At 62.0% G+C, this 16,175-nt stretch carries 16 protein-coding genes; 7 read left to right on the top strand and 9 right to left on the bottom strand.

All coding sequences use genetic code 11. The features are described 5' to 3' along the window. Positions 1-2 precede the first annotated feature (2 nt). On the bottom strand, positions 3-728 hold the full coding sequence (locus tag JF70_RS01565; RefSeq protein WP_045935041.1) for a type 1 glutamine amidotransferase: 726 nt from the start codon (positions 726-728) through the stop codon (positions 3-5). Between the two features lie 91 nt (positions 729-819). Between JF70_RS01565 and cysS the strand changes: the two genes are divergently transcribed. Both cysS and JF70_RS01555 read left to right on the top strand, forming a co-directional pair. Then, positions 820-2,397, top strand: coding sequence for a cysteine--tRNA ligase (gene cysS / locus JF70_RS01560; protein ID WP_045935040.1), 1,578 nt, complete (start codon positions 820-822; stop codon positions 2,395-2,397). Positions 2,398-2,401: 4 nt separating this feature from the next. Next, a complete protein-coding gene (locus tag JF70_RS01555) occupies positions 2,402-3,412 on the top strand; it encodes a LacI family DNA-binding transcriptional regulator (protein WP_045935039.1) in 1,011 nt (336 codons plus the stop codon). 2 nt (positions 3,413-3,414) lie between these two features. Here the strand turns inward: JF70_RS01555 and JF70_RS01550 are convergent, their stop codons facing one another. The 8 genes from JF70_RS01550 to JF70_RS01515 form a co-directional block, all read right to left on the bottom strand. After that, on the bottom strand, positions 3,415-4,539 hold the full coding sequence (locus JF70_RS01550) for a glycoside hydrolase family 172 protein (protein WP_231578791.1): 1,125 nt from the start codon (positions 4,537-4,539) through the stop codon (positions 3,415-3,417). Positions 4,540-4,638: 99 nt separating this feature from the next. Beyond that, entirely contained in the window at positions 4,639-5,520 is an 882-nt protein-coding gene (locus tag JF70_RS01545; protein ID WP_045935037.1) for a carbohydrate ABC transporter permease, read from the bottom strand. Between the two features lie 20 nt (positions 5,521-5,540). After that, on the bottom strand, positions 5,541-6,476 hold the full coding sequence (locus JF70_RS01540) for a carbohydrate ABC transporter permease (protein WP_045935036.1): 936 nt from the start codon (positions 6,474-6,476) through the stop codon (positions 5,541-5,543). A 31-nt stretch (positions 6,477-6,507) separates the two neighbouring features. Beyond that, positions 6,508-7,818, bottom strand: coding sequence for an ABC transporter substrate-binding protein (locus tag JF70_RS01535; RefSeq protein ID WP_045935035.1), 1,311 nt, complete (start codon positions 7,816-7,818; stop codon positions 6,508-6,510). 289 nt (positions 7,819-8,107) lie between these two features. Continuing rightward, positions 8,108-8,563 (bottom strand): hypothetical protein, encoded by a 456-nt coding sequence (locus JF70_RS01530; protein WP_045935034.1) that lies wholly within the window; start codon positions 8,561-8,563, stop codon positions 8,108-8,110. A 19-nt stretch (positions 8,564-8,582) separates the two neighbouring features. Then, positions 8,583-9,527 (bottom strand): carbohydrate ABC transporter permease, encoded by a 945-nt coding sequence (locus tag JF70_RS01525; RefSeq protein ID WP_231578789.1) that lies wholly within the window; start codon positions 9,525-9,527, stop codon positions 8,583-8,585. A gap of 2 nt (positions 9,528-9,529) precedes the next feature. Beyond that, positions 9,530-10,456 (bottom strand): carbohydrate ABC transporter permease, encoded by a 927-nt coding sequence (locus JF70_RS01520; RefSeq protein ID WP_231578788.1) that lies wholly within the window; start codon positions 10,454-10,456, stop codon positions 9,530-9,532. Continuing rightward, positions 10,453-11,712, bottom strand: a complete 1,260-nt coding sequence (locus JF70_RS01515) for an ABC transporter substrate-binding protein (protein ID WP_082069327.1) — start codon at positions 11,710-11,712, stop codon at positions 10,453-10,455. The genes JF70_RS01520 and JF70_RS01515 overlap by 4 nt, the downstream gene beginning before the upstream one ends. A gap of 312 nt (positions 11,713-12,024) precedes the next feature. On the opposite strand from JF70_RS01515, the gene ffh reads away from it, so the two are divergent. The 5 genes from ffh (at position 12,025) to rimM (ending at position 16,135) form a co-directional block, all read left to right on the top strand. Beyond that, positions 12,025-13,641: a signal recognition particle protein gene (gene ffh, locus JF70_RS01510; protein WP_045935033.1), complete on the top strand. Its 1,617-nt coding sequence runs from the start codon at positions 12,025-12,027 to the stop codon at positions 13,639-13,641. 29 nt (positions 13,642-13,670) lie between these two features. Then, a complete protein-coding gene (locus tag JF70_RS01505) occupies positions 13,671-14,633 on the top strand; it encodes an endonuclease/exonuclease/phosphatase family protein (protein WP_045935032.1) in 963 nt (320 codons plus the stop codon). Between the two features lie 171 nt (positions 14,634-14,804). Then, complete coding sequence (rpsP, locus tag JF70_RS01500) at positions 14,805-15,263, top strand: 30S ribosomal protein S16 (protein WP_045935031.1); 459 nt, start codon at positions 14,805-14,807, stop codon at positions 15,261-15,263. Positions 15,264-15,299: 36 nt separating this feature from the next. Further along, the gene (locus JF70_RS01495) at positions 15,300-15,533 is read left to right on the top strand and encodes an RNA-binding protein (protein WP_015021362.1); all 234 of its coding nucleotides are present in this window, start codon (positions 15,300-15,302) and stop codon (positions 15,531-15,533) included. Then, on the top strand, positions 15,530-16,135 hold the full coding sequence (gene rimM / locus JF70_RS01490) for a ribosome maturation factor RimM (protein WP_045935030.1): 606 nt from the start codon (positions 15,530-15,532) through the stop codon (positions 16,133-16,135). The genes JF70_RS01495 and rimM overlap by 4 nt, the downstream gene beginning before the upstream one ends. Positions 16,136-16,175 lie beyond the last annotated feature (40 nt).

Below are 16,175 nucleotides of genomic sequence, written 5' to 3'. Positions count from 1 at the left end.
CCTCAGGCGGCAGCCAGCTGGGCGGCCTGGGTCGAACACCGGGCTGCAAAAGCAGAGAAGATGGCATCGGCCAGCGGCTGCATCTGCGGCATCCCTTTGATAAATTCGTTGCGTATTTTAGCGATCCTGGACTTCTTCATCGTGCCGACCATGCTCGGCACCTGCATCCACTCCTCGAAGATGGGCGCCGTCACCTCCAGGTGGAATTGCAGGCCAAGGGCCGACCCAAGCCGAAAAGCCTGGACCTTGGTCGCCTGGGAGCGTGCCAGGAGCTTGGCTCCCGGCGGCAGGGTGACCTGGTCGGCATGCCAGTGCAGCACATCCGTGTTCTTGCTCCACATGGCCACGTCGTCGTCCTGCCCCACCCAGCGGATGGGCCCCATGCCGTATTCGGGCTCCTGGTCCCTCATCAGGGTGCCTCCCAGGGCCCGCGCCAGGATCTGATGACCCAGGCAAATCCCCAGAATGGGCTTGTTGGCAGCCATCGCCGCCTTGGCCAGCTTGGTCTCCACCTTGAGTCCGGGGTGTTGCACGTAGTCGTCCGCCGACATGGGCCCGCCCATGATGACCAGCCCAGCCAACTCACGCGAGCGCGGCAGCTTGGGCTTTTTCTCGTCCACGATATTGGTGATCTCGGTGTCCAGCCCGCACTCCTGGAGGTTGTCGAGAATGCGGCCCGGCTTCTCCCAATCCACATGCTGAAGCACCAGCACCCTAGGTTTCGCCATGATTCCATTCTTGCACACATGCCGTCGGACCAGGTCCGCAGGCTCGGCATTTCCCCTGGGACGGTCAGCAAGCCTTGATAGGCTCAGTGATATGGATACGAGTTCGCAACCGCATGATTCCAAGGCTTCAGTCGGCCTGGCCGCAGCTGGTCTGCGTCTGTATGACACGGCTAATCACCAGGTGACCCCCTTCAGACCCATCGAACCGGGCAAGGTCGGCATCTACGTGTGCGGTGCCACGGTGCAGAGCTCGCCCCACATTGGCCATATCAGGACCACACTGGCCTTCGACGTGATCCGACGCTGGCTGCTCAGGCTGGGATACCAGGTGACCCTGATCCGGAACGTGACCGACATCGACGACAAGATCCTGACCAAGGCCGCGGCCAACGGCCAGCGCTGGTGGGAGCGGGCCTACATCTACGAGCGCGAATTCACCCATGCCTACGAGACCATGGGGGTTCTGCCGCCAACTTACGAACCCAGGGCCACCGGGCATATCCCCGAGATGATTGACCTGATCCAGCGCATCATCGATCGTGGCCACGCCTATGTGGTGCCCGACGAGCAGGGCCGCCCGTCAGGTAACGTCTACTTCGACGTGGCCTCCTGGCCTGAGTATGGTGCCCTGACCCACCAGCAGACCGGCACGCAGCCGGCCGACGAGCAGGCCGCCGCCAACGACCGGCTGGGACCCAGCATCGACACCGATGGGAAGAATACCGACACCGATGAGGAGCCCGGCAAGCGTGACCCCCGCGACTTCGCACTTTGGAAGGCGCCTAAGCCCACCGATCCGCCCACGGCTCGCTGGCAAACCCCCTTCGGCACAGGTCGGCCAGGCTGGCATCTGGAATGCTCGGCCATGAGCCACCGCTATCTGGGTGCGGAGTTCGACATCCACGGAGGAGGCCTGGACCTGCGATTCCCCCACCACGAGAACGAGATGGCCCAGTCGCACGCGGCCGGCTGGGGGTTTGCCCACAGATGGATGCACACGGCCTGGGTGACCCAGAAGGGCGAGAAGATGAGCAAGTCCCTGGGCAACGGGTTGTCCGTGGACCAGGTGCTGTCGCAGCATCCGGCCTGGGTGGTGCGCTACGCCCTGGTCTCGGTGCAGTACCGGTCCATGCTGGAATGGTCCGACCAGTCCCTGCAGGAGGCCCAGGGCGCCTACGAGCGTATCAGCAACTTCGTGGACCGGGCCGGTCGGATCCTGGGAGCGCAGCCCGAGCGTGACCGCGTGGCTGGACTGGGCGCGGACAATCTGCCAGAGGACTTCGTGCAGGCCATGAATGACGACATCAACGTCTCCGGCGGTCTGGCCGCCCTCTATGCACTGATTCGTCAAGCCAACGCGGCCATGGATGCGGACCCTGGTGCTCTGGATCGGAAGTGGCTGGCCAATGCCCTGCTCCAGGTCAGGGCCATGCTGGATGTCTTCGGACTTGATCCCCTCGATCCCCACTGGGCAGGAGCCTCAGCCGACCATGACGATCGGGCCATGAACACCCTGGATGCCTTGGTGCGCCAGCAGTTGCAGGAACGCAATCAAGCACGGAAAAATCATGACTTTGCCCGTGCCGATGCCATCCGGGACCAGCTGACGGTTGCCGGCGTGGCTGTGGCGGACACACCCGCCGGCAGCACCTGGGACCTGAGCCGCTGAACCCATGTCCGACATACGCGACGTCGCCAGAAGGGCCGGGGTCTCGGTCAGCACAGTCTCCTATGCCTTCTCCGGCAAGCGTCCCGTCTCTCCGGAAACCTACCAGCGGATCATGCAGGCCGCCGACGAACTGGACTACGCCCCGGATGCCGGCGCCCGGATGCTGCGGGCCAAGCGCAATCAGATCGTCGCCCTGAGCGCCCCCCTGCGCCCCGGGCAGAACCGGGCCTCCTATGCGGATTACTTCATCGAGATGGCCAGTTGCGAGCATGCCCGTGGCTACGACTCCCTGCTGCTGACCGCCGAGAACGGTGTCGAAGATATTCGGCGGGTCACCCGTAGCAATCTGGCCGACGGGGTGGTCCTGATGGATCTGGTGGACGATGACATCCGTGCCGCCCAGGCCGCCTCATACGGACGTCCCTGCGTGGCCCTGGGAGTGCCTCGACGGCATACAGCATGCGCCTGTGTGGATTTGGACTTCGAACTGATGGGCCGCATGGCGGTGGAAGCCATGGCCCGAGCGGGACGCAAACGCCTGCTCTTTCTGGAGGATCTGGAAGGCGAATACCGGCGCGGGTCCGGCTTCCGTCTTATCCTGCTGCGCAGTCTCAAGACCTGGGCCCACCGCCTGGGCATGGATCTGCAGCTTCAACCGGGGCCTACCGGCAGCGATCTGGCCTACACCCAGCAGGTGCTGGATCTTATCCACCACGGCCGCATTGATGGCCTGATCGGCCAGATTCGTCCCTCCCTGCTGGACACCGTGGTGGTCCGCATGCGCTCGGACGGCGTGAGCATTCCCGATGACGTGGCCGTTCTGTCCTGCGCCGCAGGCAAGGTCAGCCCCACCCTTGAGCTTCAAGGCATATCCGAGATGCCCCTTACACCACGCTCACTGTGCGCCAAGGCCGCGGATCTGCTGACCCAGGCTGTGGAGGAGGGGGTTTCCCTGGCCGGTCGGGTCCAGCTGGAGCGTCCCAGGCTGATCGACCGCTCCTCCATCAGCCGATAGACTCAACGGGGCCGACGATCCCGCTCCCCTGTCTCCAGCACATCCTGCGGGAAGGGCTGGTGGGGCTCCTGCTGGTACCAGTAGGCCACGCTGGCCAGGTCGTCCTGACGCTCGAAGTAGCCCTGCTCGTCCACACCGATCTGTTGCAGGGTCACCTTGATGTCGCTGCTGAAAATAATGGGGTCGGGGATGTGCCAACGGTAGAACCCCCTGGTCACCGGAGTATCGGCATCCCAGTACTGGGATTCGCGGTTGTCCAACTGCCTGGAATGGAAGGGAAATCCCATATAGGCCCCGCTGTAGGTGACCTCGTGCATGCGGCCATCGGGGTCCTTCCCGGCAAAGCTCCAGGCACCACCGAAGTAGTCCTCGCTGCCCGTGGAGCACCAGGTGGGATAGTCCTTGTCCCCGTCCAGGTAGACCTTGACCTCGCCCTCGCCCCACCAGCGGCTCTCCAGGGCTGTCAGAGCCAGATAGGTGCCCACGTAGGAGCCCTGGCCATGCACCCCGTCCAGGATCACGTAGTCATGACCCAGTTCAGTGACCCGCTGACGGCGCCACTGGGCATGGAAGGTCATGACTTCTTCGGGCAACTCGTCCTTCTCCACGTAGTCGATCTGGTAGAAGAAGGCCTCAATGGGCTCGTTGTGCCGGTTGCGCAGGACGATCCGTGCCCCGTCATGGAAGGGCATGGGCCAGTAGCAGTTGAAGCCCCGGCGCGGGTAGACGGCCACAGGCACGGATTCCACCCGGCAGGCCTGGGCGTGGCCACAGCAGAAGAAGTCACCCAGGGGCACACAGACCGAGGGTGTCTGTTCGCCATCCCAGTAGCATTCCAGGATCAGGTTGCGCAGGACGTTGGGCCCGGTGGGCGAGGTGGCATCGGTCACGGTCATCCAGATATGACGGATCTCGCCCGCGCCGGACAGGTCGGCCAGGACCATGTCCTGCCCGGGAGGAATGTTCCTGAGGCAGGGGGTCCCCTTTCTGGATGGACCGAGATTGCTGGCCGTCATGGCTGCACTGCCCTTGCCTCCACGAGGGTTCTCGGCGTTGACGCAGCGGGTGCGGTCCGCGGATGGGCGGGTCAGCGCCTCAAGACCGTTGGTGATGTTCGGCATGGTCATACCCATGGTTGTGATTGCCTTTCATATCCGGGCCGCCCGCTCCCCTCCTCCGCCTTCTCGTAGCGGGCGACCATGTTCAGTGTACTTATGCAGCGGCGATTACTTGACAGCGCCCGCCACTATCCCCTGCGAGAGCTTCCTCTGGAAGAAGATGAAGAAGATGATGGTGGGAATGATGCTGAGCAGCGAAGCGGAGGCCAGGTCGGTGGCAGCCATGGTGTGCTGCCCCTGCATGGTCGCCAGGGCCAACGGAATGGTCTGCGTCTTCTCGCTCATCAGGAAGGCCATGGGAATCATGTACTCGTTCCAAGTCCAGATGAAGAAGAAGACGAAGAGGACGCTGATGGTCGACCAGGACACCGGCAGTACGATCTTGCGCAGAATCTGCCAGCGCGAGGCCCCGTCGACGGTGGCAGCCTCCAGGATGGCCTGTGGGAAGGTCCCGTAGACCGAGGAGAGCAGGTAGGTGCCGTAGGCGCTCTGGATGATGGTGAAGATGATGATGATGGACCACTGGGAGTTATAGAAGCCCATCCACTTGAACATGACATAGAGCGGGTAAAGCAGGGCCTCCTGGGGAACCATGTTGGCCAGCATGATGAACAGGAGGATCAGCGTGTTGCCCTTGACCCTGCCGATGCCCAGGGCGAAGGAGTTGAGGACCGACAGCAGGACCCCGACCACCGCAACCACCAGGGAAATCAGCAGGGAGTTGCCCAGCTTGAGCGGGAAATTGCTCTTGTTCCAGAAGGAGATGATGCCGTCCATGCTGAAGTGGGCGGGCACGGACAAGGGGCCCGTGGCGTTGTAGTCCGCCGTGGTCTTGAATGCGTTCAGGACCAGGATCAGCAGGGGGAAGAGCATGATTACGGCTCCGACGATCAGCAGGACCAGACCGACCCAGTTCCCCCAGGTGCGGATTCTATGGGCGTGCCGGGAGGACACCCGGGCGTCGGCTTGCAGTGTGGCTTGATTATTCATGATGTGCTTCCTAGCCTTCCTCAGGCGATGCTCTTTTGCACGCGCTTCTGCACGATGGTGAAGACGATGGAGAAGATGACGATGACCACGGTCAGGGATGTCGAGATGGCGGCACCGTAACCCACCTGCTGCACCTGGAAGAACTGGTTGTAGGAGTAGTAGGAGGGAACCATGGTGGAGGTGCCGGGCCCGCCCTTGGTCAGCAGATAGACCGGGGCGAAGGTCTTCAGGGCGCCGATGGTGGAGGTGAGGATGACCACCAGCAGCTCGGGAATGATGGAGGGCAGGGTGATGACGCGGAACTTCTGCCACCAGTTGGCCCCGTCCAGGCTGGCCGCCTCGTAGAGCTCGGGGTCCACCCGCTGCAGTCCGGACATGAAGATGACGATGGGATAGCCCAGCTGGATCCAGATCAGGATGACCATGAGGATGGGCAGGGCCGTGGTGGTCGAACCCAGCCAGTTGTGGGCCAGGCCACCCAGGCCGATCTTGGCCAGCAGGTCGTTGACCGCACCGTCTTCAGGCCGGAAGATCCAGCCCATGATGATGGTGGCCACGGCCACGGGCAGAACCTGGGGCAGGTAGTAGAGGGCCCGCAGGGTCGAGGAGGTGTGGGGGCCGAACTTCTTCTGGATCACGTCGGTCAGGGCCGATGAGATCAGCAGGCCCAGAACCGTGGGAATGATGACGATGGCCACGATGATCCAGAGGGTGTGCCCGAAGGAGACCCAGAAGGTCGAGTCGCCCATGAGCCGTCGCCAGTTGCGCAGACCCACCCATTTGGTCGGCCCCACCCCCCTCCAGCGGGTGAAGCTCAGGTAGATGTTCCAGAAGATGGGCACGATGACGATGGCCACGATGCCTATCAGACCGGGAATCAGATAAGGGACGAACCGAGAGGGCGCACTGCCCGGGATGCGGGACTGCGCCTTCTTCCTGCTATGTGTGTCAGACATGCTTGTACTCTCCTTGGCGGATTGACGCAGCTCAGTCGTCATCCAGATCGAGCTGGGCGACGCCGTCGTCGTAGTTCTTATGCAGGGTGTCCAAAACCTGGTCGGGGCTCTTGGTGCCGTTGACCAGCTCTTGGAAGGCGGCCGGCATGGCGTCGGTCAGGTTGGGCGCAGGGTAGTCGGGATAGTAGCTCATCCGGCTGGCGTCCGAGGCTTTGGTGTATTCATTGACCAGATCACGACTCTTGGGGTTGGTGATGGCATCCGTGTCGGCCGCCACTGGCACGCCGCCCTTGTTGCCGATGTAGTTCTGAACCTCCTTGGACAGGACCACATTGATATAGCGGGCTGCGGCATCCTTGCGCCGTGACTTCTGCGGGATGACCAGCAGGTTGCCCGCGCAGCCCTCGACCATCCTGGCCCCTGGGAAGATGGATGCCGTCCAGTCGAAGGTCTTCACCTGTTCCATGAAGCGGGTCTGGTTCCAGGTGCCGGTCTGGTAGATGGGATAGGTCCCCTTGATGAATGCCGTGGTCGTATCCTCGGCCTTCATGCCGGTGGCGTTCTTGGAGATGTATCCCTTGTCGACCCAGTCACGGATGGTGTTGGTTGCGAAGGTCAGCGGCTCGCTGCGCCAGTTGACCGGATGCTTGTAGAGCTGCCAGTCGTCGACGAATTTGGCATCGGCCTTGGTCATGGCCAGCTGCCACCAGAGCCAAAGCACCCCGTATTCCTGGGCATCGGCCGCTATGGGCGTGACCCCGTGGCTCTTGAAGGCCTTGAGGGCTGCCACGAATTGGTCAAAGGTTTGCGGGATGGGGATCTTGTACTTGGCAAAGAGGTCCTTGTTGTAGTAGACGCGCTGCATCTCCGCATAGGAGGAAACCCCATACCAGGTATCCCCGTCCATGACGCCGCGCTTGTCGTACTTGCCCACCGCCGCCGCCTGGCCGCGCACCTTCTTGTCCCAGCCGTACTTCTGCACATAGGGCTTCAGGTCGGTCAGCAGCTGCAGGGTGGACAGGACCCCGGCAGAGCCGTTGCCGCGATTGGACTCCATGACGTCCGGGGCGTCGTCCGAGTTGAGGAACTGGCTGCCATTCTGGGCGATCTGAGTGAAAGACTTGACCTCGAAATCCACCTTGATGCCGGTCTGTCGGGTAAAGATATCGGCAGCTTTCAGCCAGCCCCGGGCCTGACCACTGCTGGGCTCCTCGTAGTACCAGATTTTGATGCTGGACGGATGGGCTTCCTGGGGAGCATCGCCCCCCGATCCGCAGGCCGCCAGCGGCAGGATCGACATGGCCAAGGCCAAGGCCGCCCCGATCCCTCTCTTGATCTTCATGATGGCTCCTAACTTCCTTGCATCCTTGCATCCAGTTACTGCGATTCGACTTATCGAAAGGTTTCGACTTCGGGCGGATTGCAGGGCACTGACCATCTCCGTCGATGCACCCGAAATATCGAATCGTTTCGACTCAGTATAGAAGCCGGTCCGGGGTCATGTCAACAGGGCACGCAGAAGAAGACCGCCTCAAAACCAAAAATCCCCTCTACATCGCCCGATGGCTTCGAACAATGCAGAGGGGGTTGAAAGCGCAGCGATCAAGGGCGCCGCAGGCCCCAGGAGCTGGTCACCTTCGACTCGACGAGATCCGGCGGATGGTCTTGTTCCTGGCCACATAGGTGACAAAGGCCAGGCCGTAGGCGATCAGCGAAAGCCAATCCGCCGTGGCCAAGGAAAAGACCATGCAGAAGATCATCCAATACTGCACCCCCCGAACAATCGTCGAGGGCCGCATGGCCCGCAGAGCCACAATGAAGGAGACCGCCCCAAGAATGAGCAACAGAAAACCGTAGGACTGGGCCACGGTGGCCGCGCCGTTGACTGTGGCCATGTCGTCGGCCAGACGTCCGGCCCGGCCGAGGATGGCATAGCCCTCGTCCTTGAACCAGGGCGAGTAGATGAACATGGTGACCGAGGCCATGATCACGTTGATGGCTGCCGCCACCAGGAGGATGATCTTCTCGGTCCTTCTGCTCGCTACGTCCTTGCCCGCCAGATGATCCCTACGGTTTTCCTTTGCCATTGTCGCCGCCTTTCCTGGTTCAGCCCTTGAGGCCCGAGGTGATGTTCAGCGACTGCAGGAAGTAGCGCTGGGCGAACACGAAGAGCAGCAGGGTGGGGATGATGGCCAGGCAGGTGGCCGCGCAAAGCGTGCCCATCTGGTTGTACTGCATCATCTGGTTGCCCAGAAGCTGCAGGCCGGCCGTGACCGGGGTCTTCTTGATGTCGTTGAAGACCAGGGTGGGCCAGAGGAAGTCGTTCCAGGCGCCGGTGAAGGCGAACAGGAAGATCACGATCAGGATTGGGCGGATGGAGGGCAGCATGATGCTGCGGAAGATGCGGAAGTCGCCGGCGCCGTCAATCTCGGCGGCCTCGTCGATCTCCTTGGGGATCCCCTTCATGAAGTTGCGCACCAGGAAAATGTTGGCCACGTTCCCCAAGCCGGGGATGATGCAGGACCAGTATGAGTTGATCCAGCCGAAGGTGGCCACGATGCGGTAGGAGGGAATCATGTTGACCACACCCGGGAACATCGAGATGAGCAGAAGGACGAAGAAGAGCGTGTCCCTGCCCTTGAAGTTGATGCGGGAGTAGCCATACCCTGCCAGAGCCACAACGCAGACCGCCAGGATGCCGTGCGACAGCGAGATGATCAGCGAGTTGCCCAGCCAGTTGAAGACCGGGTAGGAGGCCGAGGCCTGCAGGAGGGTCAGGTAGTTGACGGTGACCCAGTGCGCGGGCAGGAAGTTGTAGGCGTTCTTCAGGAACTCCTGGGGTGACTTGAATGATGTCGTTATGGTGTAGACCACGGGAATGATCCAGACCACAGCCAGGACGATCAGCACCGCATAGATGGCCACCAACGAAGGCTTGAGCACCTTGTGGTGGTTTTCGGGCACGTTCTCGCCGCCGGGAACCGTTGCGCTGGGGCCAGGAGCCTTGAGCCCCTTGCCCAGGGATGACATATCAAGGGTTGCCGAACTCATTGTCAGTCCTCCTTGTTCATGAAGAATATCTGGACCAGGGAGATCAGCATGAGGATGATCCCCAGCAGCAGGGCCATTGCGGAGGCCATGCCGGCGGCCGAAGGCCCCTGCGGGAAGGCCAGGTTCCTGATGTCCATCAGCAGCACCTGCGAAGTGTAGGCAGGACCGCCGCCGGTCAGCATTTGTGGCTGACCCCAGACGTTGAAGGCGCCGCCCGTGGTCATGATGGTCGTATAGAAGAGCGGCAGCTTGATGGCTGGCAGGGTGATGCTGAAGAACTGCCGGATGGGTCCGGCACCGTCCACCGAGGCCGCCTCATACAGATCCTGGCTTACCCCGGACAGGGCCGAACGGTAGATGATCAGGTTGCCACCGATACCTCCCCAGAGGCTGAGGACGAAGATGGCGATCCAGGCCCAAGGCTGCTTGCCCAGCCAGTTGATGTCCCACCGGAAAGTGGTGTTGAGCAGGCCGAACTGGGAGTTGAAGACCAGCCGCCAGACCAGGGCTCCTGCGGCCACGGAGATCAGCCCGGGCACGTAGAAGATGGCCTGGAAAAGCCCCACTCCCTTCAGGTGCTTGGTCTGCAGGGCCCAGGCCAGCAGCAGGGGGACGATGATGGTCAGGGGCACGCTGATCAGCACGAAGATGATCGTGTGCCACATGTCCCTCCAGAAGATGGAGTAGAAATAGGTGGACTTGTCGAAGATCAGCTTGAAGTTGTCCAGGCCGACCCAGGTCGGGGAACCGACCAGGTTCCACCTGGTGAAGGCCAGGTAGATGCCGAAGAAGATCGGGATGACTCCGAAGATGGCGAAGACCACCATGTGCGGGGCGATGTAGGGGAAGGCATGCCAGAAGGACTTCTGTCCCAGTGGACGACGCTTGCCCTGTCCACCCATGACTGCGGTTGTGCCGTGTGCGCTCATGATTGCTCCTGAATCTGGATCTGGCCCTGGGTCATCAGATCAAGCGTCTTCAGACCTTCCTCCAGGGAGATGTTCCGATAGACGATGTCCATGAAGGATCCCCACCCGGCTGTGGCATAGCCGCCATAGATGTAGTTGGATGTCTTGATCCACTGCCTCTCACGCTTGTCGTTGGTGAAAGAGGCCTGGATGAGCTTCTGGTATTCCGGGTTGTTCAGGTCACGGTAGGCCGGCGATATGGATCCCACGTCCGACCACATCATCCAATGCTTGTAGACGAAGTCCACAAAGTCGGCGGCCGCTTTGACCTTGGCCTCGGGCCGGTTCTTGTCCTTGAGCTGGAGCCAGTTCTGCTGGTACAGGAAGTTGGAGGGGTGCTCGGTGCCGTACTGGAGGGTGTTGATCTCGCCAACCTTGTCCTTGCCCAGGGTGGAGGACATGTTGCCCTGCGCCCAGGTGCCCAGCATGCCGAAGACCGCATGCCCGGAGGCGAAGACCTGCTCACCGTCGCTGTCGATGGGCGAGAGCATGCCCTGGTCGTTGAGATCGCGCAGCGCCTTGAGCGGCTTGCGCCAGCCTGGACCGGTCATGTCCTTGACGCCATCCTCGATGTTGGTGCCGGTGCTGTATAGCAGGGACATCATGGCCCAGGGCAGGTTGCCCAGGCAGAGCCCGTAGACGTCCTTGGGCAGCTTGCCCTTCATGGAGGCGATCTCATCGGTGGTGACCAGCCGGTCGTCCAGGATATAGTCCAGGCCGTACTTGTGGATCAGATCCTTGTTGTAATAGATGGCCATCTGGAACATGTACAGAGGGATGCCGTAGGACTTGCCCTTGACCACGGTGTTCTGCCAGGCCTGCGGCAGGAAGCTCGACTCCTTGAGCTCCGGGTGGTACCTGGTCCACACCGACGAGGGGTTGAGCAGCCCCTGGCTCTGCAGTACCGAAGTGGAGAACGAGTCGTTGATGACCAGATCGGGGATGTTCTTCCCGGTCTGCATGACGCTGTAGATCTTGGTGGTCAGATCCCCGCCGTTCATGGGTTGGAAGACCACCTTGTACTCGGGGCTCTGTGCATTGAAGGCCTTGATGATTTTCTGCATGGCCGGGCCGTCATCGCCGGTCAAACCATTCCAGAAGTAGATTTCCTTGGCGGATTGATCGCCGCCGCCACAGCCTGCGGTCGAGACCACCATGCCACATATGGCCGCCAGGCTCAGCAACAGCCTGAGCCAACGCCGCGCAAACAGGGGCATGTGGGTTCCACCTCCCCCGTGTCTTTCTTCCTTGAAGACACTCACAATCCCTCTTGCTCCTCTCGATGGGACCGGCACACCCGTATGCCGGCAACCCTGCATCGTTTCTTCGGAACCCGTCGACCCCCGGGCATCAAACATCGACACCCTGCGAGCCGGACCGACCGGTTCATAGTGATTTGCAACGTTGCAAATTCAGGGTAGCATGCATTCTGCAACCGAACAAAATCGTTGTTCCATATCAGAACCATCCAGGTAGGCCTTACGGAATCAACAGCCAATCTCCCGGCTGACAGGTAGACTTGGGGCACTATGGCAGCATTTTCATCTTTGACCGATCGGCTCTCCCAGGCCTTCACCCACCTGCGCTCCAAGGGGAAGCTGACCGAGGCCGACATCGACGGCACAATCCGCGAGATCCGCCGCGCCCTTCTGGATGCCGATGTCTCCCTGGACGTGGTGCGCTCCTTTACCGGACGCATCCGGGAACGCGCCCTGGGCGAGGAGGTCTCCAAGGCTCTGAACCCGGCCCAGCAGGTGGTCTCCATCGTCTACGACGAACTGACCGGCATCCTGGGCGCGGGAGTGGATCGACCACTCAATTTCGCCAAGAACCCGCCCACGATCATCATGCTTGCCGGCCTGCAGGGTGCAGGCAAGACCACGCTGGCCGGCAAGCTCGGATACTGGCTCAAGGATGCCGGCCACACCCCCCTGCTGGTGGCGGCCGACCTGCAGCGGCCCAACGCGGTCACCCAGCTCCAGGTGGTCGGCGAGCGGGCCGAAGTGCCGGTATACGCACCCGAGCCAGGCGTGCAGACCAGCGGATCCGAGCTGGCGGCCCCCGGACAGGTCACGGGCGATCCCGTCAAGGTGGCGGCCGACTCGATCAGAGTGGCCAAGGACAAGCTCTACGATGTGGTCATCATTGATACGGCCGGTCGACTGGGCGTGGATCAGGAACTGATGGAGCAGGCCCGCAATATCCGCGACGCCGTCCACCCCGACGAGATCCTCTTCGTCATCGATGCCATGATCGGCCAGGACGCGGTCGCCACAGCCAAGGCCTTCGACCAGGGTGTGGACTTCACCGGCGTGGTGCTGTCCAAACTGGACGGCGATGCCCGCGGCGGCGCTGCCCTGTCGGTGGCCTCGGTGACCGGCAAGCCCATCCTCTTCGACTCCAACGGCGAGGGCCTCAAGGACTTCGAAGTCTTCCACCCTGACCGGATGGCCTCCCGCATTCTGGACATGGGCGACATCCTGACCTTGATCGAGCAGGCCCAACGCCAATTCGACGAGGAGGAGGCCCGCAAGGCCGCCGGGAAGATGTCCGAGGGCAGCTTTGGCCTGGACGACTTTCTGGAGCAGCTCCAGCAGGTCCGCAAGCTGGGTTCCTTCAAGAGCATCCTGGGCATGATTCCAGGCATGGCCCAGCACCGCAAGGAGCTTGAGCAGTTCGACGAAAAGGAGGTGGATCGAACCCAGGCCATCATCCAGTCGATGACTCCCCAGGAACGACGCGACCCCAGCATCATCGACGGCTCACGACGGGCCCGGATCGCCTATGGCGCCGGCACCACGGTCTCTGCCGTCAACGGCCTGCTGCAACGGTTCGAGCAGGCTGCCAAGATGATGAAGCGGATGACCAATGGCAGCCGCTCGATCCCAGGCATGGGCGGCATGGGCGCTGCCGGCGGCAAGAAGGGCAAAAAAGGCAAGAAAGGCCGTAAGGGTTCCCGCTCAGGCAATCCCATGAAGCGGGAGGCCGAAGAGAAGGCTTTACGCGAGCGCCTTTCCGGCAAGGGCAAATCCTCGGGCGGCTCGGCCTTCGCCAAGCGCCCCGAAACTCCGCAGATGCCTGAAGGCCTGCCGGACCTGCCACCCAACCTTGGCGGCGGACTGGGCGGTCTCTTCGGCGGCCGCTGACCCCTCCCTCCTGCAGGAGACAATGGCACGTGAACACCCTTCTCTGGATTCTCCTGGGGCTCATCGCCCTATGGATGGCCCTGCGCTTCCTGCCTGCCGGAGCTGACTGGCACCGCCCCCTGGTGGAGCTGATCGCCCTGATTGACCTGCTGACCGTTCCCCTGCTGGCCATACTGATATGGACGGTCGCCGCAGGCGCCTGGCCCCAATGCCTGCTTGCGCTGATCGAACTTACTCTGGTCAGCTGCCAGCGCCTGCGCTACCGGCTACCTCCGGCAGACAGGACCAGTCAATCATCCTCTGACCATGAACTGAGCGTCATGACCCTGAACTGTCGCTTCGGCCGGGCCGATCCTGAAGAGGTCGTTCGTTGCGTACGCACCTATGGAGTAGAAGTGCTGGCCCTGCAAGAGGTAAGGGGGAAGCTGCCGGATTCGCTCCAGGCTGCAGGTCTGAATCAGCTCCTGCCCTACCTGACACAGGGGACCGCAAGCCCTGACGACAACGGCGGCTACAACGCCATCTTCTCGGCCTACCAACCCGTCAAGGCCTCCCCGTCGGCCCTGGACCTTCCGGCGGCTGCAGTACCCCTGGTCGAGCTCAAGACCAGCTCCGGACCGATCCGAGTGGCCAGCGTTCATCCTAAATCACCCCAACGAGGCGCCAGGCAGTGGGGCAGGGGCATCGCTGCCCTGGCCAGGCTGAGCCATCCGCCCGTACCCACCATCGTCATGGGCGATTGCAACGCCACCCTGCAGCACCCGACCTTCCGGGCCATGCTGGCCAAATCCGGGCTGCATGACGCTTCTGTGCATCTGAAAGCCGGCAGCCACCTGACTTTCCCATCGGCAAGCACGCTGCCCTCGTTGATTGAAATCGACCATATTCTGACGGACGGCGACCTGGTCCCACAATCCATGCATGCCCTACGGATTCCAGGCAGCGACCACCGGGCTCTAGTGGCCCGTCTGACTCTGCCGCGTCGGCTCTGAGCACCATACAGGTCCACCACCCGCCATATCCTCCGGTTGAGGTATACTTTTGCTGTTATTCATGTCCGGAGGAGCCCTCTCATTCCGACGGTCGTGAGGAACACGCCAGGAGCGCCACCATGCCCCACATGGAGACGCCGCCGGGCACACCAAGTACCAAGGAGAGCCGTTTTGGCAACCAGAATTCGTCTGAAGAGAATGGGCAAGAAGTTCTACCCCTTCTACCGCGTCGTCGTGGTCGATTCCCGCAAGAAGCGCGATGGTAAGGTCATTGAGGAGATCGGCACCTACGATCCCAACACCCAGCCCTCTTCAATCAAGATCGACTCCGAGCGCGCCCAGTACTGGCTGGGTGTGGGCGCTCAGCCCAGCGACCCTGTCTTCAATCTTCTGAAGATCACCGGCGACTGGCAGAAGTTCAAGGATCTGCCCGGCAAGGAAGGCACCCTTAAGGTGCCGCAGGCCGAGGTCGATGCCCAGGCCCGCATCGAGCAGGCACAGAACGAAGCCCAGAAGCTCAAGGCCGCCAAGTCCGAGGCTGACGCCAAGGCCAAGGCCCAGGCGGAGAAGGAAGCCCCCAAGGCCGATGAGTCGGCGGATGCCGCCCAGACCGAGCAGGCGGCTGAGTAAGGCACATTCACTTAAGGATTGGAAGGACCGGCTATCATGCTTGCACAGGCCGTTGAACACCTGATCAGGAATATCGTGGACTTTCCCGATGACGTGTCGGTCAAGTCCCACGAGAACTCTCGCGGAGAGCTGTTGCGGGTGCGGGTCAACCCCGAGGACATCGGCCGCGTGATCGGCAGGGGCGGCAGGACCGCCAACGCCATCCGTACCGTGATCCAGGCGCTGGCCGACCACAAGGTGCGCGTCGACATCATGGATGTGCGCCGGTGAGCCCCAGCCGGTCCACCAATCACGACCCGCAGGGTCCGGACCCTCAGCAGCAAAGGTTGCTGAGGGTCTGCCGTATCGGCCGCGCCCAGGGACTCAAGGGCGAGGTCAACGTGTATGCCTACACCGATGAGCCCGAGCGGCGCTTCGCCCCCGACACCCGGTTGCAGACCAAGGACGGGCAGGTTTTCACGGTGGTCTCATCCCGCCGCTTCAAGCAGCGTTGGATCGTCCTCTTCAAAGGGGTGGAAGACAGGAACGCATCCGAAGCTCTGAACGGCATCGAACTGTATGTCCAGGCTGATCCAGCCGAGGAGCTGGCACAGGAGGACGCCTGGTATCCCGAGGATCTGATCGGGCTCGAGGTCCGCATGGCCCCGGGCAACTCTCTGGGTGAACCGTCCGGACGAGTGGTCGGCGAAGTCAGCGACGTACTGGACGGTGTAGCCCAGCAGCAGCTGCAGATTCGCATGGCCGCCGAAGAAGGCGAAGAGGAAGCGGAAGGGCTGATACCCTTCGTCGAAGCCCTGGTGCCCCGGGTTGATATTGAAAACGGGTACGTGGCCATCAATCCACCTGGAGGGCTCCTGCCTGGCCTGGGCTGAACCAGCCTATTAGCAAAAGTGTAAGTGGGGAGTCGGCGTC

This window comes from Bifidobacterium mellis (assembly GCF_000967265.1).
Taxonomy (GTDB): Bacteria; Actinomycetota; Actinomycetes; order Actinomycetales; family Bifidobacteriaceae; genus Bombiscardovia; species Bombiscardovia mellis.
This window is presented reverse-complemented; position numbering and strand designations above follow the sequence as displayed.

What these genes read in the sequence shown, in the direction of transcription:
- JF70_RS01565 (WP_045935041.1), bottom strand. Translation starts at nt 728, where the DNA reads ATGGCGAAACCTAGGGTGCTGGTGCTTCAGCATGTGGATTGGGAGAAG.
- cysS (WP_045935040.1), top strand. Translation starts at nt 820, where the DNA reads ATGGATACGAGTTCGCAACCGCATGATTCCAAGGCTTCAGTCGGCCTG.
- JF70_RS01555 (WP_045935039.1), top strand. Translation starts at nt 2,402, where the DNA reads ATGTCCGACATACGCGACGTCGCCAGAAGGGCCGGGGTCTCGGTCAGC.
- JF70_RS01550 (WP_231578791.1), bottom strand. Translation starts at nt 4,539, where the DNA reads ATGACCATGCCGAACATCACCAACGGTCTTGAGGCGCTGACCCGCCCA.
- JF70_RS01545 (WP_045935037.1), bottom strand. Translation starts at nt 5,520, where the DNA reads ATGAATAATCAAGCCACACTGCAAGCCGACGCCCGGGTGTCCTCCCGG.
- JF70_RS01540 (WP_045935036.1), bottom strand. Translation starts at nt 6,476, where the DNA reads ATGTCTGACACACATAGCAGGAAGAAGGCGCAGTCCCGCATCCCGGGC.
- JF70_RS01535 (WP_045935035.1), bottom strand. Translation starts at nt 7,818, where the DNA reads ATGAAGATCAAGAGAGGGATCGGGGCGGCCTTGGCCTTGGCCATGTCG.
- JF70_RS01530 (WP_045935034.1), bottom strand. Translation starts at nt 8,563, where the DNA reads ATGGCAAAGGAAAACCGTAGGGATCATCTGGCGGGCAAGGACGTAGCG.
- JF70_RS01525 (WP_231578789.1), bottom strand. Translation starts at nt 9,527, where the DNA reads ATGAGTTCGGCAACCCTTGATATGTCATCCCTGGGCAAGGGGCTCAAG.
- JF70_RS01520 (WP_231578788.1), bottom strand. Translation starts at nt 10,456, where the DNA reads ATGAGCGCACACGGCACAACCGCAGTCATGGGTGGACAGGGCAAGCGT.
- JF70_RS01515 (WP_082069327.1), bottom strand. Translation starts at nt 11,712, where the DNA reads ATGCCCCTGTTTGCGCGGCGTTGGCTCAGGCTGTTGCTGAGCCTGGCG.
- ffh (WP_045935033.1), top strand. Translation starts at nt 12,025, where the DNA reads ATGGCAGCATTTTCATCTTTGACCGATCGGCTCTCCCAGGCCTTCACC.
- JF70_RS01495 (WP_015021362.1), top strand. Translation starts at nt 15,300, where the DNA reads ATGCTTGCACAGGCCGTTGAACACCTGATCAGGAATATCGTGGACTTT.